Here is a 21,280-nt window from a genome sequence, read left to right on the forward strand (position 1 = left end):
CGCTGTTTTCGCGAGCTTGCGCCTTGGCGATTAATAGCCCATGACAGCTGTGCGTCAGTCTGATGACAGCGCTCAATGCCCGCAAAGCGTTGTAGACTGGCGCCTTGCCGCCCTGGAGATTGCGATGAGCCCGAGCCTCACGCTACGCCACTACCTCGAAGCCCCCATCGCTCACAGCCATGATCATGCGCAGTTGGTGTTCGGCCTGTCCGGGCACCTGGAGCTGGAAGTCGATGGCCGTGGCAGCCAAGTGCGCGAGAGCAGTGTGATGGTGCTGCCCTTCTCCACTCACCATGCCTGTGGCAGCCGCGATGGCAGCCGCTGCCTGGTGCTGGATGTGCCGACCGAGCATTGGGTGGTGCAATCCCTGGGCGAGCATGCCGATGCCAGTCGCCGCTTGCTGGGGCAACCGGCGCGACTGACGCTGGATCCGCGGCAAAGCCAACTGGTGCAGTGGCTGGCGCACAGCCCGGTGGACGACCCGCTGATCGTCCAGCAAGGTGCGGTGCTGTTACTGGCCAGCCTCAATCATCCCCAGGCTAAATCGCAGCCTGGCCGGCGCCTGCCTTATGCAGCGTTCAATGCCCATATCCAGCGCCATGCTGCGCGCCCGTTGCAGGTGGCCGACCTGGCGCGCATCGCCGGGCTTTCCGTGGCGCGCCTGCATGCACGCTTCATGGCCGAATGCGGGCAAACGCCGATGGATTATCTTCGCAGTCGTCGCTTGCACATGGCGCTGGGGCTTTTGCGCGGCACACCGCTTGCCATTGGTGAGGTTGCCGAGCGCGTCGGCTACGCCTCGCAAAGCGCATTCAGTGCCGCCATGTTGCGCGAGTTTGGCGCCACGCCCAGCGCCCTGCGTCGGGCCGACTGACAAGAGCCCCACGCTAAAAATCGCGAGGCCGGCGACAGACGCCCGCAAACCATGCCTCTAGACTGCGAGGCTGTTACCCCCGTTGCTTCAAGGATCGCAATGACTCCCCGTTCAGCCCTCGGCGCCCTGCATATCGGCGCATTGATGTTTGGCCTCACCGGCGTATTCGGCAAGCTGGCGGCGGCCTCCCCTGCCATCATCGTGTTTGGTCGCGCCGCGTTTGCTGTGCTCGCCCTGGCGGTGTTTGCCCGCTTTGCCAGCAACGCGCCCTGGAAGACACTGGAGATGCGCGACTGGCGCCGCCTGCTGGTCAGCGGTGTGTTGCTGGCCGCGCATTGGGTGACGTTCTTTATTGCCGTCAAAGTCGCCGGCGTGGCCGTGGCGACCCTGGGGTTTACCGCCTTTCCGGCCTTTACCGTGATCCTTGAAGGGTTGATCTTCCGCGAGCGCATTCGCGCCAATGAAGTGCTGCTAGTGGCCCTGGTCACCGTTGGCCTGGTGCTGGTGACCCCGGATTTCAACCTCGCCAGCGAGGCCACCAGCGGCCTACTGTGGGGGATCGCCTCGGGGCTGTTGTTCTCGTTGTTATCGCTGAACAATCGCGCCAGCTCCGGGCGCATTCCTGCTGTACAGGCCGCGCTGTGCCAGAACGTGGTGGTCGCGGCCTGCCTGCTGCCGGTGGCCGCACCAGGGCTGGCGGATGTACGTGGGATTGACTGGCTATGGATCGGGTTGCTGGGAGTGTTTTGTACGGGTCTTGCCCATAGCCTGTTTGTCGCCAGCCTTGCCGTGATCAAGGCGCGCACTGCCTCGGTGGTGTTTGCCATGGAACCTGTCTACGGCATCACCGTGGCCTGGCTGTTGTTTGCCGAAACCCCGACCTTACGCATGTTGCTGGGCGGCGCCTTGATCATCCTCGCCATCGTGCTTTCCGGCCTGATGGGCAGCGCCAGCCAGGCCAAACAACCGGCAACCACAGCCTGATCTATACTTTAAACGTCCGCAACAGTCTGTAGTCGTTCAACGGATAAAGACTCCTCGACGACAGCCATGGTGCTTTCTGAAGTTGCTGCAAGCGAGTGGTCACCCCTCAATGCGATGCAGGAGTTTCATCATGGAAATGCTCATCAGCTTGCTGGTCCAGATCATCAGCGGTGCCGTCGGTGGCAACATCGCCGGCATGACCAAACAGAGCCTGGGGACAGGGCTCAATACCTTTCTCGGCGGAGTCGGCGGCTTGGTGCTGGGCCAGATTGTCGCCGCACTCACGGGCACCACCAGCGGCGAAGCGCTGGATGTTGCCGCGATCGGCAGCAATATTGTCGGCGGTGGCGTCGGTGGGTTGGTATTGACGTGGGCCGTCGGTTTTATCAAACAAAAGCTCGCTGCCAAGTAGCGGTAGGGTCACCGCCCCTCTGTGGCGGTGACTTTCATTGCGTACGATCGTTATGGCCCAGATCGCGCTGCGGGTCGATCTGGTCGCGTACCCGCTGTTTTAGTACCTTGGCCTCGGGAAAGCCGCCGTCGGCTTTGCGTTCCCAGATCTGCACGCCATCACAGGTGATGCGAAAGGCGCCACCGGTGGCCGGCTCCAGCGCCACGCGCCCCAGATCATCGGCAAATGTACTGAGCAACTCCTGGGCCAGCCACGCGGCGCGCAGCAACCACTGGCACTGGGTGCAATAAGTGATAACGATCTCGGGTTTGCTTGCAGACATAATTTAAGCGGCTCCTGACATGACGGGCCCAGCGAATCGAGTGGCTATAATAGCGGCCTTTATCGCCCAGCCTCGAGATTGATGATGCGCCGCCTGCTGTCTTGCCTGTTCCTATGCCTAGTCCCCCTGCTTGCCGAAGCCTTGGAAGCACCCCGCCCTAAAATCGGCCTGGTGTTGTCCGGTGGTGCCGCCCGTGGCCTGGCGCATATCGGTGTGCTCAAAGCCCTTGAGGAACAGGGCATCCATATTGATGCGATTGCCGGCACCAGCATGGGTGCGGTAATTGGCGGGCTGTACGCATCGGGCTACAAAATCGACGAACTGGAGAAGCTGGCGCTGGGCATCGACTGGCAACAGGCCCTGTCGGACGCCCCACCACGCGAAGACGTACCGTTTCGGCGCAAACAGGACGACCGGGATTTCCTGGTCAAGCAGAAACTCAGTTTCCGCGACGACGGCAGCCTCGGCCTGCCACTGGGTGTGATCCAGGGCCAGAACCTGGCGCTGCTGCTGGAAAGCATGTTTGCCCACAGCAGCAACACGCGTAACTTCGACAAGCTGCCGATCCCGTTCCGCGCAGTGGCCACCGACATTACCACCGGCGAAAAAGTCGTGTTCAGCAAGGGCCACCTGCCCCAGGTGATACGCGCCAGCATGTCGATCCCCGCCGTGTTCGCCCCGGTGGAACTGGACGGCCGCCTGCTGGTGGACGGCGGTATGACCGACAACATCCCGTTGGATGTGGCGCGGGAGATGGGCGTCGATATTGCCATCGTGGTCGACATCGGCACCCCGCTGCGCTCGCGCAAGCAATTGGCGACCGTGGTGGACGTGCTCAACCAGTCCATCACCCTGATGACCCGGCGCAATTCCGAGGAGCAACTCAAGGCTCTGAACCCCAAGGATGTGCTGATCCAACCGCCTCTGGCCGCCTATGGCGTGACCGACTTCGGCCGCGCCAAAGACATGATCGACGCCGGTTACCGCGCCACCCGCGCTCTCGATGTGCGCCTGGCGAACCTGCGTCCGGTCGAGCCCATCGACGCGCAACTGGTGGCTGCACGCACGCCGGGCGAGCGCACCCCGGTGATCACCGCTATCAAGGTGGAGAACGACTCCAAAGTCAGCGACGACGTGATCCGCTATTACATCCGTCAGGGGCTGGGAGAACCGCTGAACCTGGGGCGCCTGCAATCGGACATGGGCACACTGTACGGCCTGGATTACTTCGAGCAGGTGCAATACCGCGTGGTCAAAAAGGGCCAGGACAACACCCTGGTGATCAGCGCGCGGGGCAAGCGCAGCGGCACCGACTACCTGCGCCTGGGCTTGAACCTGTCGGATGACATGCGCGGCGACAGCGCTTTCAACCTTGGCGCCAGCTATCGAGTGAACGGCATCAACCGCCTCGGCGCGGAATGGCTGACTCGGGTGCAGATCGGTGATCGACAGGAGCTGTACAGCGAGTTCTACCAACCGATGGACACCGGGTCGCGCTACTTCGTCGCGCCTTACATCAGAGCCGAGGCGCAGAACGTTGAGCTGATCCTGGACAACGACCCCATCTCCGAATATCGTTTGGAACGCTATGGCTTTGGCTTGAACGTAGGACGCCAGATCGGCAACAGCGGCGAGATCCGCTTCGGCGTAGGTGAGGCGTGGGGCAAGGCGGACGTGCGTATCGGCGAGCGCGACCTGCCGAGCGTGAGTTTCAGCGAAGGGTTCTATGAGCTTAAATATTCCTTCGACTCCCTCGACAACGTCTACTTCCCGCACAGCGGCGAAGACATAGGTCTGGCCTTTCGCGAATTCGAACCCGGACTGGGTTCGGACCAGCGCTACCGTCAATGGGAGTTCAAACTGGACAAGGCCATGAGCCATGGCCCGGACACTCTGATACTCGGCGGTCGCTATGGACGCACGCTGGATAATTCCGATGTGGTGATCTCCAGCTTCCTGCTGGGTGGGGCGCGGCAATTGTCGGGCTTTCGCCAGGATGCGATTTCGGGCCAGAACGTCAGCCTGATGCGCGCGGTGTACTTCCGCCGGCTGACCCCACGCTCGTACCTGCCACTGGACTTCCCGTTGTACCTGGGTGCCTCACTGGAACGGGGCCGGGCGTGGAACAACGACAACGAATTCGACAGCGGGTATATCAATGCCGCGAGTATTTTCCTGGGGTTTGATACGCCACTGGGGCCGCTGAATTTCAGCTATGGGTTCAATGATGATAATCAGAAGGCGGTGTACCTGAACCTGGGGCAGACCTTCTGACACAGCACAGAACTAATGTGGGAGGGGGCTTGCTTCCGATGGCGGGGTATCAGTCAACAATTCTGTAGCTGGCCCACCGCAATCGGGAGCAAGCCCCCTCCCACATTTGGTTCTCGGCGAATTGGGAGTCAGGACTTTTCCAGGTTCGCCAGAATGTGCTCGTGCACACGCATGCACACGCGCAGATCCTCTTCATTCACCCCAACGAACAGCTCATGGCGCAAGGCCGTGGCGATGGTCTCGATCTGGTCGATCAGCGGTTGAGCGGTATCACACAACAAAATGCGTTTGGCGCGGCGGTCTTCCACCACGGCCTGGCGTTGCACCAGGCCCTGGCCTTCCAGGCTGTCGAGCAGGCGCGCCAAGGTCGGCCCTTCGACGCCGACACTTTGTGCCAGTTCACGTTGGGTAGGTGCTTCGACAAAACGGGCCAGATGCAGCAGCACCAGCCAGCGCGCCTGGGACAACCCTAGCCCCGCCAAACGACGGTCCAGCTCAGCGCGCCAACCTCGGGACATTTGCGCCAACTGCATGCCAAAACGGTGTTGATCGGTTAACGGCATAAAAAACTCATGTTTAAGACTGAAAATAAAGTGTGGCTAATTATTAGTCAGCTAAGCATGAGCCATGCCAGTAGGCAAGGCCCGGTATGTACTGATTCGTTACATTGTCGTAATTGCCACACTAAATTTCGAATTCCGACTGCAAAGCGGCACGCACGCAGTACAAAACACCCTCGGGAACACGCCCGGTGAACAATGGAGCGATCTCCACTACAGGTGGCAATTCGCCTTCTCCGTCGAGGAAGGCATCCTGGATTTCGCCGAGTAAATCCTCAGGCAAATCAAGGGCCTGCTCCAGCGACAACTGTTGCTTGCCAATGGCTTCGGCGAGCAGGGTATACACATTTTTTTCCGAGCATTGCAGTTGGCCGGCGATCTGGATCGGGGTCATGCCAGCGCGGGCCAGGCTGATCAGTTCGTGGCGAATATCGGCGATTTCCTTCGGCGCTTCTGCCTGGCCGCCGAGCACTTCGAGGAAGGCCTGCCCGTAACGCTCCAGCTTGCGCGCACCCACGCCACTGACCCGAGCCATCTCGGCCATGGTGGTGGGTTGCTCGCGGAGCATTTCCAGCAAGGTGGAGTCGGGGAAGATAACGTAGGGCGGCACGCTGTGTTCCTGCGCCAATTTGCGCCGCAGGGTACGCAACGCCTCCCACTGCTCGCGCTCCTCGCCCCGCACCAACTGGCTGGCCTGGCTGGTGCTGCTGCTTTTGGCGCTGGCCTGCGGCTTTAGGTCGCGGCGCAGTTCCAGGCTGACTTCACCCTTGAGCAACGGCCGGCAACTGTCGTTCAGGCGCAGCCCGCCATAGCCTTCGATATCAATGTCGACGAGGCCACGGGCAACCATCTGGCGAAACAGCGAACGCCATTCGCCCTCGGCACGGGCCTTGCCGACGCCATAGACCGACAGTTTTTCGTGGCCGAAGCTACGAACTTTTTCATTGTCCTTGCCGAGCAACACATCCACCAGATGGCCCACGCCATAGCGCTGGCCAGTGCGATAGATCGTCGACAACGCCTGGCGCGCAGGCTCGGTAGCGTCCCAGGTTTGCACGCCGTCGATGCAGTTGTCGCAGTGACCGCAGGGTTGCGGCATGTCTTCGTCGAAATACGCCAGCAGCGTCTGACGGCGGCAGCGGGTTTCTTCGCACAACGAAAGCATGGCGTCGAGCTTGTGCTGCTCCAGACGCTTGTGACGCTCGTCACCTTCGGAGTTCTGCAGCATCTGCTTGAGCATCACCACGTCCTGCAGGCCGTAGACCATCCAGGCATCCGCCGGCAGGCCATCTCGGCCGGCACGACCGGTTTCCTGGTAATAGGCCTCAAGGGACTTGGGCAGGTCCATGTGCGCCACGAAACGCACGTTGGATTTGTCGATACCCATGCCGAAGGCGATGGTCGCCACCATGATCAGGCCTTCCTCGTTGAGGAAGCGTTTCTGGTGCGCAGAGCGCGTTTCATTGGGCAGGCCGGCGTGGTAAGGCAGCGCCGGGTAGCCTTGCTCGCACAGGAACGCAGCGACTTCATCGACCTTCTTGCGTGACAGGCAGTAGACAATACCCGCATCGCTGCGCCGCTCGGACAGGAACGCGAGCAACTGCTTGCGTGGCTGCTCCTTGGGTACGATGCGATAGAAGATATTCGGCCGGTCAAAGCTGGACAGGAAGCGCTCGGCATTCTGCAAATGCAGGCGCTCGACGATCTCTTCACGGGTACGTTTGTCGGCGGTGGCGGTCAGGGCGATGCGCGGCACGTCGGGGAACAGCTCCGCCAATTGACCAAGCTGCAGGTATTCGCGGCGGAAATCGTGGCCCCACTGCGATACACAGTGGGCTTCGTCGATGGCGAACAGGGCGATTTCCAGGCTCTGCAAAAAGGCCAACATGCGTGGCTGCACCAGACGCTCCGGCGCCAGGTACAACATCTTCACTTCACCGCGCTTGATTCGTGCGGCCAGGTCGCGCTGCTGCTCGGCGCTGAGAGTGGAGTTCAGGGAAGCGGCGGCGACGCCCAGTTCTTCGAGGGTGGCAACCTGATCGTCCATCAACGCGATCAGCGGCGACACCACCACCGCCAGGCCGTTGCGCAACAGCGCGGGTACCTGGAAGCACAGCGACTTGCCGCCACCGGTAGGCATCAGCACCAGGGCATCGCCGCCGCTGGCCACACGCTCAATGATCGCACCCTGGCGGCCACGAAAACTGTCGTAGCCGAAGATGTCCTTGAGGACGCGTTGAGCCTGCTCGAGCATGTAAAACTCCAAAATGGTGCCGAAATCCCTCTGTACAGGCTGGCCGAAAAAATACGCTTTCACGGAAAATAATCCGTAAGCGAAGTTTTCCCGGATTGGCGCTAAGCCTGCAGGGGCATCACAAAACGCGGCAGTATACCCGAGCGTCATCGGCCAAAGGGCGCGACTGACGAATAGACGCCTGCTCTAAAACCGGGCAAATATGCCGTGCGGCTGGCCTGGGCGCTCAAGAAAGCCTAGAATTCAGCATCGTTTATTCCCAAGGTAGCCCTTCAATGTCCTTCGCTGAGCAACTAACCCGCCTGCAAGCCTTCCTCGACGCCGATGAGCTGCATGACGAGGCGCTGGACTACGTGGCCGCCCACGGCTACCTGACCGCCCTGTCGATCTGCTCCGAAACCGTCCCGGACCGTGAATGGATCGACGCGCTGTTCGCTGAAGAGCCTCATTACAGCGACGCCGCCCAGCGCGAAGAAATCGAATCCACCCTGATCGCCCTCAAGGCCCACATTGCGCGCCAACTGGCCTCCGACGAAGAGTTCGAGCTGCCATGCGACCTCGACCTGGGCGACGACCCGGACGACTCCGACCTGCGCGGCTGGTGCATCGGTTTCATGGAAGGCGTGTTCCTGCGTGAAGCCGCCTGGTTCGAAACCGCCGAAGAAGAAGTCAGCGAAATGCTCCTGCCGATCATGGTTGGTTCGGGCCTGTTCGAAGAAGAAGCAGAGTTCTCCGACATCGCCGCCGATGCCAACCTGATGGACGACATGATCGTGCAGATCCCGGAAGCCCTGACCGCGCTGTACCTGCTGTGCAACGCGCCTGACGAAAAACCGGCGATCCTCAAGCCACGTCACCACTGAGTCGCTTGCCCGTGGCACCCATGGGCAACCGCTCACTGCTCCTGCGCTACGTACTACTGGCCATCGGCTGGCTGAGCGTAGCGCTGGGAGTGATTGGCATTTTCCTACCGGTATTGCCGACCACGCCCTTTCTACTGCTGGCCGCCGCCTGCTTCGCTCGAAGCTCCCCGCGGTTCTATCACTGGCTGGTGGAACACCCACGGCTGGGCCCATGGATTCGTGATTACCTGGATGGCAACGGCATTCCACTAAAGGGTAAGGTCTACGCCATCGGCCTGATGTGGCTGAGCATCGCGCTATCCTGTTACCTGGTGCCCTTGCCGTGGGCTCGCGGCTTCATGCTGACCAGCGCCGTGCTGGTGACGATCTACATCCTGCGCCAGAAAACCCTGCCCCCGCGCTGAATGCACCTGCGACATTAGATCCCACGCGACCTTGGTCGACACTGACTAACAACAGGCATCATGCGAGACTGTCCAACCGGGCCCGGAATGCCCGGGTGTTCTTATGCTCGGAGTTACCATGACGCTGTCCAGCGGGCTGATCGCCGCCGTTGCCCTGGCCTATATGGCCATTATGTTTGCCATCGCTTTTTACGGTGACCGCCGCCATGCGCCGCTGCCACCCCGGGTGCGTGCGTGGGTCTATAGCTTGTCGCTGGCGGTGTACTGCACCAGTTGGACGTTCTTTGGAGCGGTAGGCCAAGCCGCCGAGCAGCTGTGGGCATTTTTACCGATCTACCTGGGGCCGGTGCTGTTACTGGTGTTGGCGCCTTGGGTGCTGCAGAAGATGATCCTGATCAGCAAGCAGGAAAACATCACCTCCATCGCCGACTTTATCGCCGCTCGCTATGGCAAATCCCAATCCCTGGCGGTGGTGGTCGCGCTGATCTGTCTGGTCGGCGTGCTGCCCTATATCGCGCTGCAACTCAAAGGCATCGTGCTGGGCGTAAACCTGTTGATCGGCGCCGGCCCCGACACCACCGGTACCCGGGCTCAGGACACAGCCTTGATCGTGTCGCTGGTGCTGGCGCTGTTCACTATCGTGTTTGGTACGCGCAACCTCGATGCCACCGAACACCACCGGGGCATGGTGCTGGCGATTGCCTTTGAGTCTTTGGTCAAGCTGTTCGCATTTCTCGCGGTCGGCGCGTTTGTGACCTACGGCTTGTACGACGGTTTCGGCGATCTGTTCAGCCAGGCCATGCTCGCGCCGCGCCTGGAGGAATACTGGAAAGAAACGATCAACTGGCCATCAATGGTGGTGCAGACTGGCGTCGCCATGATGGCGATCATCTGCCTCCCCCGGCAATTCCATGTGACTGTCGTTGAGAACATTGACCCGCAGGACCTGCGCCTGGCCAAGTGGGTATTTCCGGCGTACTTGATCCTCGCCGCGTTGTTCGTGGTACCGATCGCCCTGGGCGGAAAAATGCTGTTGCCCGGTTCGGTGCTGCCCGACTCCTACGTGATCAGCCTGCCGATGGCCCAGGCCCACCCGGCCCTCGCCGTACTGGCGTTCATCGGCGGGGCTTCGGCAGCCACCGGCATGGTCATCGTGGCCAGCATCGCGTTGTCGACCATGGTCTCCAACGACATGCTGTTGCCGTGGTTGCTGCGCCGCTCCAGCGCCGAGCGGCCGTTCGAAGTGTTCCGCCACTGGATGCTCTCGGTACGCCGGGTGAGCATTGTGATCATTCTGCTGCTGGCGTATGTGAGCTACCGTCTGCTGGGCTCGACTGCCAGCCTGGCCACCATCGGCCAGATCGCTTTTGCCGCCGTGACCCAACTGGCCCCGGCGATGCTCGGTGCGCTCTACTGGAAGCAGGCCAACCGGCGCGGTGTATTTGCCGGCCTGGCCGCCGGTACATTCCTGTGGTTCTACACCTTGGTCCTACCGGTGACGGCGAAAAGCCTTGGCTGGTCGCTCAGCCTTTTCCCCGGCCTGACCTGGATGCACTCCCACCCATTCGGGCTGTCGGTGACGTCGCTGACCTTGGGTACAGTGTTCTCCCTGGCGGGTAACTTCACCCTCTTCGTCTGGGTATCGATGCTGTCGCGCACGCGAGTTTCCGAGCACTGGCAGGCCGGCCGGTTTATCGGCCAGGAAATCAACCAGCGCGCCAATGCTCGTTCCATGTTGTCGGTGCAGATCAGCGACCTGCTCAGCCTGGCTGCACGTTTCGTCGGCGAAGAACGTGCCCAGCAGAGCTTCATTCGCTTTGCCTATCGCCAGGGTAAAGGCTTCAACCCCAACCAGAATGCCGACAACGATTGGATCGCCCATACCGAGCGTTTGTTGGCCGGCGTACTCGGCGCCTCCTCGACGCGGGCAGTGGTGAAAGCCGCGATCGAAGGCCGGGAAATGCAGCTGGAGGACGTAGTACGCATCGCCGACGAAGCCTCCGAGGTGCTGCAATTCAACCGCGCCCTGCTGCAAGGCGCTATCGAGAACATTACCCAGGGCATCAGCGTGGTGGACCAGTCGCTCAAGCTGGTGGCCTGGAACCGGCGCTACCTGGAGCTGTTCAACTACCCGGACGGTTTGATCAGCGTCGGCCGGCCGATTGCCGACATTATTCGCTACAACGCCGAGCGCGGCCTGTGCGGGCCGGGTGAAGCCGAAGTGCACGTGGCGCGACGCCTGCACTGGATGCGCCAGGGCCGCGCGCACACCTCCGAGCGCCTGTTTCCCAATGGCCGGGTGATCGAGTTGATCGGCAACCCGATGCCCGGTGGCGGTTTTGTCATGAGTTTCACCGACATCACCGCGTTCCGCGAAGCCGAACAGGCACTGACCGAGGCAAACGAGGGCCTGGAACAACGAGTGACCGAGCGCACCCATGAGTTGTCGCAGCTCAACGTGGCGCTGACCGACGCCAAAGGCGTGGCCGAATCTGCCAGCCAGTCGAAGACCCGGTTCCTGGCGGCAGTCAGTCATGACCTGATGCAACCCTTGAACGCGGCGCGGCTGTTCTCCGCCGCCCTCTCCCACCAGCACGACGGCCTGTCCGACGAGGCGCGGCAACTGGTGCAGCATCTGGACAGCTCGTTGCGCTCAGCCGAAGACCTGATCAGCGACTTGCTGGACATATCGCGCCTGGAAAACGGCAAGATCAATCCACAACGCCAGCCCTTTGTACTCAATGAGCTATTTGACACCCTTGGCGCAGAATTCAAGGCGCTGGCCCATGAGCAAGGCTTGCGCTTCCGTTGGCGCGGCAGCCGCCTGCGAGTGGACAGCGACATCAAGTTGCTGAGGCGGGTGTTGCAGAACTTTCTGACCAATGCCTTCCGTTATGCCGACGGGCCCGTACTGCTGGGCGTACGTCGACGTCAGGGCGAACTGTGCCTGGAAGTATGGGACCGAGGCCCGGGCATTCCGCCGGACAAGCAAAAAGTGATCTTCGAAGAATTCAAGCGCCTGGACAGCCACCAGACCCGCGCCGAGAAGGGCCTGGGCCTGGGCTTGGCGATTGCCGACGGCCTGTGCCGCGTGTTGGGCCATCGCCTGAGCGTGCGCTCGTGGCCGGGCAAGGGCAGCGTGTTTAGCGTGTGCGTGCCGCTGGCGCGCAACCAGGCCAGCCCGCAGCCAAAAGCCGCCATGGAGAACGGCCTGCCCCTGAGCGGTGCGCGGGTGCTGTGCGTGGATAACGAGGAAAGCATCCTGATCGGTATGCGCAGCCTGCTGACACGCTGGGGCTGCGAAGTCTGGACCGCCACCGACCAGGCCCAGTGCGCAGCGCTGCTGGCCGACGGTATGCGACCGCAACTGGCGCTGGTGGATTATCACCTGGACCACGGCGAAACCGGCACCGAACTGATGGGCTGGCTGCGAGCGCAATTGGCCGAGCCTATTCCCGGCGTGGTGATCAGTGCCGACGGGCGCCCGGAGATGGTGGCGCAGGTGCATGGGGCGGGGCTGGACTACCTGGCCAAGCCGGTGAAGCCGGCGGCGTTGAGGGCACTGTTGAGCAGGCACCTGCCCTTGTAAAAGGGTCGTGCGTGGTCAAAATGTGGGAGTGGGCTTGCCCCCTCCCGCATTTGGCCCCAAGTCTATTCGGGGAGATGCGCCACGCCATCCGAATCTGTCATCGCTCGCTCCAGCAAATCCGCCGGAAGGCTCTTGCTGGCTCGGGCGCCGAGCAACCTTAACTGCTCGGTACGGCTGACCAGATTCCCACGCCCGTCCGTCAATTTGTTGCGCGCCGCACTGTAAGCCTTGTCCAACTGCTGCAGCCGGTTGCCCACTTCGTCCAGGTCCTGGATAAACAACACGAACTTGTCGTACAGCCAACCGGCACGCTCGGCGATTTCCCGGGCGTTCTGGCTCTGACGCTCCTGCTTCCACAGGCTATCGATCACCCGCAGGGTGGCGAGCAAGGTGGTGGGGCTGACAATCACGATATGGCGATCGAAGGCTTCCTGGAACAAATTCGGCTCAGCCTGCAAGGCCGCGGAAAAAGCCGCCTCGATCGGTACGAACAGCAGAACGAAATCCAGGCTGTGCAAACCTTCCAGGCGCTTGTAGTCCTTGCCGGCCAAGCCCTTGACGTGATTGCGCAAAGACAGCACATGCTGCTTCAACGCCGCCTGGCCAATCACTTCGTCATCCGCCGCGACGTACTGTTGATAGGCGGTCAAGCTGACCTTGGAGTCGACCACCACCTGCTTGTCACCCGGCAACATGATCAGCACGTCCGGCTGGAAGCGCTCGCCATCCGGGCCCTTGAGGCTGACCTGGGTCTGGTATTCGCGGCCTTTTTCCAGGCCTGCGTGTTCCAGCACCCGCTCAAGAATCAGTTCCCCCCAGTTGCCCTGGGTTTTCTGCCCCTTGAGGGCGCGGGTCAGGTTGGTGGCTTCGTCCGACAGGCGCAGGTTCAGTTGCTGCAGGCGCTCAAGCTCCTTGGCCAGGGAGAACCGCTCACGGGCTTCGTTTTGATAGCTTTCTTCAACGCGTTTCTCGAAGGACTGGATGCGCTCCTTGAGCGGGTCGAGCAACTGGCCCAGGCGTTCCTGGCTGGTTTCGGCGAAGCGCTGTTCACGCTCGTCGAAGATTTTACCGGCAAGCTCGGCGAATTGAGCACGCAGCTCGTCCCGTGAGCCTTGCAGGTCAGTGAGGCGCTGCTGATGGCTCTCCTGTTGCTCGCGCAATTCCGCGCTCAGGGCTGCGGCCAAGGCATCGAGACGGCGCAGTTCGGTCTCCTTGGCGCTGCGATCGAGGTTCCAGGCATGGGCGGCATCGCGGGCGTTATCGCGGTCGATCTGCAACAGTTCGACTTCGCGACCCAGTGCCGCCAGGTCGGCTTGTTTGGCGGCGTTGGCCTGGCTCAGGTCGCTGATTTCATCGCGACTGGCATCCAGCTGGGCGGCGAGCCCCTCTTGGGCCAGTTGCGCGTTTGCCAGGCGTTCTTCCAGCAGTTCCCACCCGGTGTTGCGCGCGTTCAAGCGCCGCTGAATCTGCCAGCACAGCGCCAGTAACGGTACGGCTGCGCCAACGAGCCCCAAGGCAATACTGGTCCAGTCAAAAACCATAGCCATTTCTGCCATCACCAAAAAAGATCAAGGGTAACCAAGCACAGGGCCCGAAGACAGCTCAGTCTTCGACCTGGCGCAGTTCACTCTGGGCGCGACGATCGCCGGCGCGAGCGGCCGAGCGTAATAGATCATGACCAATGCGCCGGTCACGTGCGTTTCCGCACTCGCGGCACATCAGCTGGCCGAGACGACTCTGTGCGGCCACCACGCCTTCCCGGGCAGGCTGCTTGAGCAAACGCCCAGCGAAGTGCTTGACGTTGCGGCTCTGGCCCAGACGCGGGCTGTCGAGCAGCCACAGAGCGACCTTCAAGGAAAAACGCTTGGGTGCGGTAACAGTTTGAGTAGTGTCGGTAACAGAAGGTGATACTGAGCGAAACTTCATAAAGCACTGTGGGACAGAACGGAAGGCGCGCCACTCTACTCTTTTTTTCGTACAGGTAAAGCTGAAAAAAACCTGCACGCCCGTCCTAGAGCAAGCGCTTGGGACAATCCACAGAAGCTGTGGATAACTCAGTGGACAACCCTCCTTGAACTCGCGCAAAGGCCCATGGAACGGGGCCCCCGGTCAAACTGACGATTTTTTCACCAATAAAAAAAAGCCAGATTTTTCATTGACTTAAATTTTGATTACAGGCAAATGGGCGCCCTTCGCGGTGAGTGGCAGGAGGGTTACACATGCCGCAACCAATGTGCACAAGTAACTATTCAAGGGTTATATCGCCGGCGTTTTTTGATTCAACACGCGTTAAACATGTTACTGCCAGGACAAACCCGGGGGCTTTTCAAATCTGTCCCGGCTCGCCACACTGCGCCACCGTCAACGCAACTCTGTAGGGCCGATGAAAGGAATTCTGCTTTTCGCCATGCTGCTGTTGGCCATCTGCGCGACATCGTTGGGAATCAATGCAGCGCTACCCTCTCCGGACGGCGCGTTGTTCGCTATCGCGATTTTGCTCTCGGCCGCCTTTACCGCCGCGAGCCTGTGCATCGAACTGAGTGACGGCCGGATCAATGATCTTCACGAGGTCATGAAACTGATCGAGACCGGCCAGTCCTTGCGCCTGACGCTCGCCGCTTACGCACTGGGCTGCGCCCTGGCTGCGTCTGTGACCGTATTGGTCTATCGTGGACTGCTCGGCGGCTGATTAAAGTTTTTTGCCAACCCCCTTCCCTTCCCTGCTTCATTCCGTTACTATCCGCGGCGTTAGTACCAAGCTGAAAGTCAATTCTGGTCGAACAAGTCCCCTGAACCACACGGGATCGACCACCTCGATGGTTTCCAGGTATCGCTTGCGACGACACTGCCTTTGAACAAGCAAAGGGTGTCGCGAAGTTTACATACTCTGACCGAACCAACCTGCAAATTGATCAGGATCTTCACCCCGGGCCCAGAACCTTTGCCCCTGTTGTGTTGCCTGCCCTCCTAAGTACCTACCTGCCAGCCCAAGCGCGCCTAAATTATTAGCGCTTCAAACTGGCTGCTTTGTTCCAGTCAGGTTCTTCGTTTGATCAATGGTGATCAGCGTTACTGGAACGTTTTAACGTTGCACGGTTCTTATCCGTGTCATTTGTAGGAACACCAATAATATGAACGCTCAAATCCACACTCAGGATGCCATTCGCACCCTCACTAACGCTTTTGCCCCAATGAACTGCCTGATCATGGCCGCTCGCAAAGGCTGCTTCAGCTTCACCCTGGTCAATGAACACGGTATCGCTCGTCACAGCGAACGCCTGTACCCCGATCAATACTCCAGCGCAGAACCGCTGCAGGCCGTGATCGAGCGTACCCGTCAGGCACTGACTGCCTGATCGACCGAGTCGCTGAAAACAAAAACCCTGTCTGAAAAACAGGGTTTTTTATTGCCTGAAATTTGGCGCGGGCCGGTATTTACTAAGCACCGATAGATATAAACGTTATAACTGAATAGATAAGATGTTTTAAAAACAGTCCTTTACATCATGAATATGACACTACACTTCAACTCAAGCGGCATCGTCCGCTTGCGACGGGCCTGAGATCCGATTCACCGCTGCCAAGCCCTCCTTCTCAGGCTCGTCAACCCCATTTATGGACTGAGGCTTGTATGGGTATTGCCGCCAGCGAATTGTGTCGTTATGTGATCAGGCCGACCTTGACCTACCTCGGCTGCCATAACCCAACAGCCGAGTCCTTGTTACTGGGGATCGCCGCCAGCCAGTCAGAACTGGGGTCGGCCCTGCATGATCGGCGCGGCCATGGCCTCTATAGCATCACTGAACCCCGCCACCGTGCCCTCTGGGACGAATACCTGGCGCTGGACCCGGAACGCGCAAGCCTGGTGCGCGGGCTGGCCAGCCAACATGCGTTTCTGAGTGCGCCCCAGTTGGAGTTGACGGTAAACCTGCGATACGCCACGGCAATCGCCTGGCTGCTGGTAGAACAACATCGCCCAGCACTCCCCGCCCCAGGCGACGTATTGGCCATGGCGCGTATCTGGAAAGAAATATTTCACCCTCAAGGGCGGCTGCGGGATTTTACCCAAGCCTGGCAAAGCTGCGTCCCAACCATAAAACAGGTGATCTGCTGACCGGGCAAATTGCAAGATTCGGCAAAAAACAGCGAATCTGGTCGGATTGTCCTACAAAACCGCTCTATCTCCTGCATTACACCCTATAGCGCGATCGCAAATTTATTGTTACTTTCCGCTGCGGTGATCACCTCGGAGTTCTAATAATGAAAAAAGTAATGCTCAAGACCACACTTAGCCTCGCCGTTGCCATGGCATCCTCCCAACTATTCGCCAGCGGCTTTGCCCTGAACGAACAGAGCGTCAGCGGGATGGGTACTGGTTTTGCAGGTCGATCTTCTTCTGCCGATGATGCAAGCACTGTGTTCGGCAACCCTGCCGGTATGGCACGCCTGGAAGGTCAACAGATCACCGGCGGCGTTGCAGCCATTGATGCTTCTACTGATATCAGCGACGTCAGCGGCCGCTCCCGCGGCAGCAACAAAGGCGACATGGTGCCATTCACCGCCGTCCCTTTCGGTTTCTACACCAATAAACTCAACGATCAGTGGGCTGTCGGCTTCGGTGTCTATGCACCGTTCGGCCTGGTAACCGACTACGAAAGCGGCTTCCAGGGCCGTGGCTTTGGCAGCAAGAGTGAAGTGAAAGTCATCACCTTCCAGCCAACGGTCAGCTACGCCTTCAACGACCGTGTTTCCGTTGGTTTTGGCCCGACCATCAACCGCATCGCCGGCACCCTGGAATCAGACCTGACGCTGAACGCTCTCGCGCCAGACACCAACATCAAGATCAAGGGTGACGACACCGCGCTGGGCTTCAACATCGGCGTGCTGGTACAAGCCACCGATACCACCCGCGTCGGCCTGACCTATCACTCCAAGGTCAGCTACAAGCTGGACGGCCACACCGAAGTCACCGCACCAGCCGCGACCGCTGCCGCCCTGCGCAGCAATCGCTACGATGCGTCGCTGAAGATCGATACGCCTGAGTCCTACGACCTGTCGGTGACCCAAGACCTGACCGACGCCTGGAAACTCTATGCAGGTGCAACCTGGACACGCTGGAGCCGCTTGAAAGACATCACCGTCAAGAACGACGGCGTGTCCGGCGCAACAGGCGGCGCGCTCGCCCCTGCCTTGGTAGGCACTATCAAGGAAGACCAGAACTGGCACGATACCTGGGCCTATGCCGTGGGTACTTCGTATCAGCTCACCAAGCAAGTGGTGTTGCGTACCGGCCTGACTTTCGACCAGTCGCCTACCAACAACACGGATCGTTCGCCACGCATCCCGACCGGCGACCGCACGATCTTCAGCCTGGGCCTGGGCTACGAGGTCATGCCGAACATGACCATCGACCTGGCCTACTCCTACCTGAAGGAAGAAGACGTCAAGGTTTCGCGCTCCAACCAATTGGCCAGCTACAACGCCAAGTATGAAAACAGTGCCAACGGTTTCGGCCTGGGCATGACCTACAAGTTCTAAACCGCGACCGTATAAAAAAGCCCCGCTCTCCTGTGAAGGAGGCGGGGCTTTTCAGTGGCTGGTTATCAGGGTTTGGATGCTATCGCCTGCTCGACCGCCTTGATCAACTCCGGGCTGTCCGGCTTGGTCAGGCTGGAAAAGCTGGCGACAACATTGCCCTGGCGGTCAACCACGTACTTGTAGAAGTTCCACTTCGGCGCCGCGTCGGCCTGCTCGGCAAGGACCTTGAACAGATGCACCGCATCCGGCCCCTTGACCTTCTGCGGCTCGGTCATGGTGAAGGTCACACCATAATTCACGTAGCAGACCTTGGCGGTCTCCTCCCCGGTCTTGGCTTCCTGCTTGAAGTCATCGGACGGCACGCCAATTACTTCCAGGCCTTCGCCCTTATAGCGTTGATATAAGCCTTCCAGGCCCTTGAACTGCGGGGCAAAGCCGCAGAAGCTCGCCGTATTGACGATCACCAAGGGTTTGCCAGCGAATTGCTGGCACAGGTCAATGGATTCCTTGGCCCGCAGTTTGGGCAATTGGCCCGTAAGCAGCGACGGGCAGCTGGCGGCCATGGCCACGCTGCCAACAGCCATGAGGACGGGTACAGCGAGCCAGCGCATCAACATGATCAAAGTCCTTGAGTCAGTTCAGGCATTGAACTTAACAGATCGCCATGCCCAGTTGCATCAACGCCAGGCCACCTTGCTGCCAACCCCACCAGGCCAGTAGCAACAGAAGCAACCCTGCCGCCATCACCATCAAGCGCACCGCTACCCACATGCCGCCTCCATCTGCGCCTGCACACGCGCCACCGGCCGCTCACGCACCGGCCAGTTCAAGGCCGCGGCGAGCAGGCTGAGCAGAATCGCCACCTGCCAGATCAAATCGTAGTTGCCGGTTCGATCATAGACTACCCCGCCCAGCCAACCGCCGAGGAACGAACCGAGTTGATGGAACAGGAACACAATCCCGCCGAGCATCGAAAGGTTGCGTACGCCAAACAACGTCGCGACGGTGCCGTTGGTCAGCGGCACGGTGGACAACCACAGAAACCCCATCGCCATGCCAAACAGATAGGCCGTCACTTCAGTGACTGGCGCCCACAGGAACAACACAATCACCACCGCCCGCAGCAGGTACAGGCCGGTCAGCAAGCGCGGCTTGGACATGCGCCCGCCCAGCCAGCCAGCGGTATAGGTGCCAAACACATTGAACAGACCGATCAGGGCCAGCACCGTGGTGCCCACCGTGGCCGGCAGATGTTGGTCGACCAGGTACGCCGGCAAGTGCACACCGATAAACACAACCTGGAACCCGCACACAAAAAAACCGAAAGACAGCAGCCAGAACCCGGAGTGAGAGCAGGCTTCCTTCAACGCTTCGCGCAGGGTTTGCTGACCGACCGTGACCGGCAACGGCCGGTCCTTGAGCATGGCAACCAGCGGCAGGATCAACGCCACCATCAAGCCCAACGCCAGCAACGCTGCGGACCAGCCCAGCCAACCGATCAAGCCGAGGGTGCCGGGCACCATGGCGAACTGGCCGAAGGACCCGGCGGCGCTGGCAATGCCCATGGCCATGCTGCGTTTTTCCGGCGGTACGGCGCGACCGACCACACCGAGAATCACTGAAAACGAGGTACCGGACAGGCCGATGCCAATCAGCAAGCCTGCACTCAGGGACAATGACCACGCGGAGTCGGACATCCCCATCAGCACCAGGCCCACGGCGTACAACACGCCGCCGACAAACACCGCTCTGGTTGCGCCGAAACGGTCGGCCAAGGCGCCGGTAAACGGCTGCGCCAAGCCCCAGATCAAGTTCTGCAAGGCAATGGCGAAGGCGAAGGTCTCACGCCCCCAGCCGAATTCGCTGCTCATCGGCGCCAGAAACAGGCCGAAGCCATGCCGTACGCCCAAGGACAACGCCAGGATCAGCGCACTCCCCACAAGGATCCAACCGCTGGCGCGCCACATCGAGGTCATTTTTTATTCTCCGCTCGCGGGTATATACCCGCTTGTAGTCGAACAAACTGCCGTTCAGGCGAGTTCATCCAGCAAGGCCAACAAGGTTTCGCGCTTTTCAGCGCCGAGCTTATCAATCAGTTTCTGTTGCGCCGCTTCCCATGCCGGCAACGCGGCGGCCAATCGCTGCTGGCCACTTTCAGTCAACAGCACAAGGCGGTTTCGCAGGTCATCGCCCTCGACCAATTGCACCAACCCCTCGCCCTCCAGAACACGCAGGTTGCGCCCCAGGGTGCTGCGATCCAGGCCCATGGCTTCGGCCAGGCTGGAAATGCTCGGTTGGTCGAGGCGCTGCAGGTTACACAGCAAAGAATACTGGGCGACGTTGATCCCGAAGCCGTCGAGAGCGCCGTCGTAATGCCTGCTGACGCCACGGGCGGCGCGTCGCAGGTTGGTGCATAAACATTGGGAAGCAAGCATAGAGCGTGTATATACCCGGAGTTAAGGAATTGCAAGAAAGCGTTACAGCACCAACCCGACCAGGACAGCGACTTCCAGTAGCTCCAATAGCGCGCCTGCCGTGTCGCCCGTGGTACCGCCAAGGCGCCTGATCATCAAGTGACGCAGCCCCATAAAGCACAGCGCCGCCAGCAACACCGCAATACCGCCGTTGAAACCACCGATCAGGATGCAGGTCAATCCGCTGAGGATCAGCACCTGCTGGCCGACAATCCGCGGTAAGTAGTCCGACAAGGCCTGGCCCAACCCTCCTGCCCGCACATAGCGCGTGGTAAGAAACAGCGCCAGCATCGAAGCCCGTCCGATCAACGGCGCCAGGATCAGGGCGGCGCCATTACGCTGCTCGATCAAGGCCACCAACGCGCTGAACTTGAGCAATAGCACCAAGCCCAGGGTAACCACCGCAATCGGCCCGCTGCGCGGATCTTTCATGATACTGAGCGTGCGTTCGCGATCACCAAAGCCACCCAACCAGGCATCGGCGCTGTCCGCCAGGCCATCCAGGTGCAGGCCACCGCTGAGCAGCACCCAGGCCGTCAGCAACAGCGCGGCGTGCAGCAGCAAGGGCGCGCCCATCAATACCAGGTTCAACCCCCACAGCAATAGACCGAACAGCAGTCCCACCAGCGGATAAAACAGTAACGAACGGCCTAGCTCCTGAGGCTGCGGCATACCCGGTAAGCGGATCGGCAGGCAGCTGAGAAATTGCAGGGCGATCCAGAACGGCAACAT

At 60.4% G+C, this 21,280-nt stretch carries 20 protein-coding genes; 11 read left to right on the forward strand and 9 right to left on the reverse strand.

What is annotated here, in order from left to right:
- Positions 1-124 precede the first annotated feature (124 nt).
- The 3 genes from LJX92_RS18755 to LJX92_RS18765 all read left to right on the forward strand — a co-directional run bounded on the left by LJX92_RS18755 (position 125) and on the right by LJX92_RS18765 (position 2,270).
- Entirely contained in the window at positions 125-874 is a 750-nt protein-coding gene (locus tag LJX92_RS18755; protein WP_032880047.1) for an AraC family transcriptional regulator, read from the forward strand.
- 99 nt (positions 875-973) lie between these two features.
- Positions 974-1,858, forward strand: coding sequence for a DMT family transporter (locus LJX92_RS18760; protein WP_032880046.1), 885 nt, complete (start codon positions 974-976; stop codon positions 1,856-1,858).
- A gap of 130 nt (positions 1,859-1,988) precedes the next feature.
- A complete protein-coding gene (locus LJX92_RS18765) occupies positions 1,989-2,270 on the forward strand; it encodes a hypothetical protein (RefSeq protein ID WP_003193002.1) in 282 nt (93 codons plus the stop codon).
- Positions 2,271-2,304: 34 nt separating this feature from the next.
- Here LJX92_RS18765 and LJX92_RS18770 read toward each other — a convergent pair whose 3' ends face one another.
- The gene (locus LJX92_RS18770) at positions 2,305-2,592 is read right to left on the reverse strand and encodes a SelT/SelW/SelH family protein (protein WP_043049661.1); all 288 of its coding nucleotides are present in this window, start codon (positions 2,590-2,592) and stop codon (positions 2,305-2,307) included.
- A gap of 84 nt (positions 2,593-2,676) precedes the next feature.
- On the opposite strand from LJX92_RS18770, the gene LJX92_RS18775 reads away from it, so the two are divergent.
- Positions 2,677-4,866, forward strand: a complete 2,190-nt coding sequence (locus LJX92_RS18775; RefSeq protein ID WP_005790125.1) for a patatin-like phospholipase family protein — start codon at positions 2,677-2,679, stop codon at positions 4,864-4,866.
- 128 nt (positions 4,867-4,994) lie between these two features.
- On the opposite strand, the gene LJX92_RS18780 is transcribed toward LJX92_RS18775, so the two are convergent.
- Both LJX92_RS18780 and recQ read right to left on the reverse strand, forming a co-directional pair.
- Positions 4,995-5,429 carry a MarR family transcriptional regulator gene (locus tag LJX92_RS18780; RefSeq protein ID WP_003193007.1) on the reverse strand — a complete coding sequence of 145 codons (435 nt, stop codon included), beginning with the start codon at positions 5,427-5,429 and terminating at the stop codon, positions 4,995-4,997.
- Positions 5,430-5,550: 121 nt separating this feature from the next.
- Positions 5,551-7,680, reverse strand: a complete 2,130-nt coding sequence (recQ, locus tag LJX92_RS18785) for a DNA helicase RecQ (protein ID WP_005790127.1) — start codon at positions 7,678-7,680, stop codon at positions 5,551-5,553.
- Between the two features lie 275 nt (positions 7,681-7,955).
- Here recQ and LJX92_RS18790 point away from each other — a divergent pair, with 275 nt between their 5' ends.
- The 3 genes from LJX92_RS18790 (at position 7,956) to LJX92_RS18800 (ending at position 12,536) form a co-directional block, all read left to right on the forward strand.
- Positions 7,956-8,543 (forward strand): YecA family protein, encoded by a 588-nt coding sequence (locus LJX92_RS18790; RefSeq protein ID WP_005790129.1) that lies wholly within the window; start codon positions 7,956-7,958, stop codon positions 8,541-8,543.
- 20 nt (positions 8,544-8,563) lie between these two features.
- Positions 8,564-8,947, forward strand: a complete 384-nt coding sequence (locus LJX92_RS18795; RefSeq protein WP_032803663.1) for a YbaN family protein — start codon at positions 8,564-8,566, stop codon at positions 8,945-8,947.
- A gap of 118 nt (positions 8,948-9,065) precedes the next feature.
- A complete protein-coding gene (locus LJX92_RS18800; protein ID WP_228308800.1) occupies positions 9,066-12,536 on the forward strand; it encodes a PAS domain-containing hybrid sensor histidine kinase/response regulator in 3,471 nt (1,156 codons plus the stop codon).
- Positions 12,537-12,598: 62 nt separating this feature from the next.
- Here the strand turns inward: LJX92_RS18800 and rmuC are convergent, their stop codons facing one another.
- Both rmuC and LJX92_RS18810 read right to left on the reverse strand, forming a co-directional pair.
- The gene (gene rmuC, locus LJX92_RS18805; RefSeq protein ID WP_177464428.1) at positions 12,599-13,963 is read right to left on the reverse strand and encodes a DNA recombination protein RmuC; all 1,365 of its coding nucleotides are present in this window, start codon (positions 13,961-13,963) and stop codon (positions 12,599-12,601) included.
- Between the two features lie 175 nt (positions 13,964-14,138).
- A complete protein-coding gene (locus LJX92_RS18810; RefSeq protein WP_032880044.1) occupies positions 14,139-14,462 on the reverse strand; it encodes a hypothetical protein in 324 nt (107 codons plus the stop codon).
- A gap of 457 nt (positions 14,463-14,919) precedes the next feature.
- Here LJX92_RS18810 and LJX92_RS18815 point away from each other — a divergent pair, with 457 nt between their 5' ends.
- The 4 genes from LJX92_RS18815 (at position 14,920) to LJX92_RS18830 (ending at position 18,074) form a co-directional block, all read left to right on the forward strand.
- Positions 14,920-15,225, forward strand: coding sequence for a hypothetical protein (locus tag LJX92_RS18815; protein ID WP_032880043.1), 306 nt, complete (start codon positions 14,920-14,922; stop codon positions 15,223-15,225).
- A gap of 442 nt (positions 15,226-15,667) precedes the next feature.
- On the forward strand, positions 15,668-15,892 hold the full coding sequence (locus tag LJX92_RS18820) for a hypothetical protein (protein ID WP_005790139.1): 225 nt from the start codon (positions 15,668-15,670) through the stop codon (positions 15,890-15,892).
- A 275-nt stretch (positions 15,893-16,167) separates the two neighbouring features.
- A complete protein-coding gene (locus tag LJX92_RS18825) occupies positions 16,168-16,650 on the forward strand; it encodes a hypothetical protein (protein WP_032880042.1) in 483 nt (160 codons plus the stop codon).
- 146 nt (positions 16,651-16,796) lie between these two features.
- Positions 16,797-18,074, forward strand: a complete 1,278-nt coding sequence (locus LJX92_RS18830) for an OmpP1/FadL family transporter (protein WP_005790143.1) — start codon at positions 16,797-16,799, stop codon at positions 18,072-18,074.
- 65 nt (positions 18,075-18,139) lie between these two features.
- Here the strand turns inward: LJX92_RS18830 and LJX92_RS18835 are convergent, their stop codons facing one another.
- The 4 genes from LJX92_RS18835 to LJX92_RS18850 form a co-directional block, all read right to left on the reverse strand.
- Positions 18,140-18,691 (reverse strand): glutathione peroxidase, encoded by a 552-nt coding sequence (locus LJX92_RS18835; protein WP_005790144.1) that lies wholly within the window; start codon positions 18,689-18,691, stop codon positions 18,140-18,142.
- 144 nt (positions 18,692-18,835) lie between these two features.
- Complete coding sequence (locus LJX92_RS18840) at positions 18,836-20,041, reverse strand: MFS transporter (RefSeq protein WP_228309920.1); 1,206 nt, start codon at positions 20,039-20,041, stop codon at positions 18,836-18,838.
- A 63-nt stretch (positions 20,042-20,104) separates the two neighbouring features.
- Positions 20,105-20,509 carry a MarR family winged helix-turn-helix transcriptional regulator gene (locus LJX92_RS18845; RefSeq protein ID WP_005790150.1) on the reverse strand — a complete coding sequence of 135 codons (405 nt, stop codon included), beginning with the start codon at positions 20,507-20,509 and terminating at the stop codon, positions 20,105-20,107.
- A gap of 42 nt (positions 20,510-20,551) precedes the next feature.
- Positions 20,552-21,280, reverse strand: coding sequence for an adenosylcobinamide-GDP ribazoletransferase (locus LJX92_RS18850; RefSeq protein WP_223018129.1), 729 nt, complete (start codon positions 21,278-21,280; stop codon positions 20,552-20,554).

It is taken from the genome of Pseudomonas sp. HN8-3 (assembly GCF_020790195.1).
In the GTDB taxonomy this organism is placed as follows: Bacteria; Pseudomonadota; Gammaproteobacteria; order Pseudomonadales; family Pseudomonadaceae; genus Aquipseudomonas; species Aquipseudomonas synxantha_A.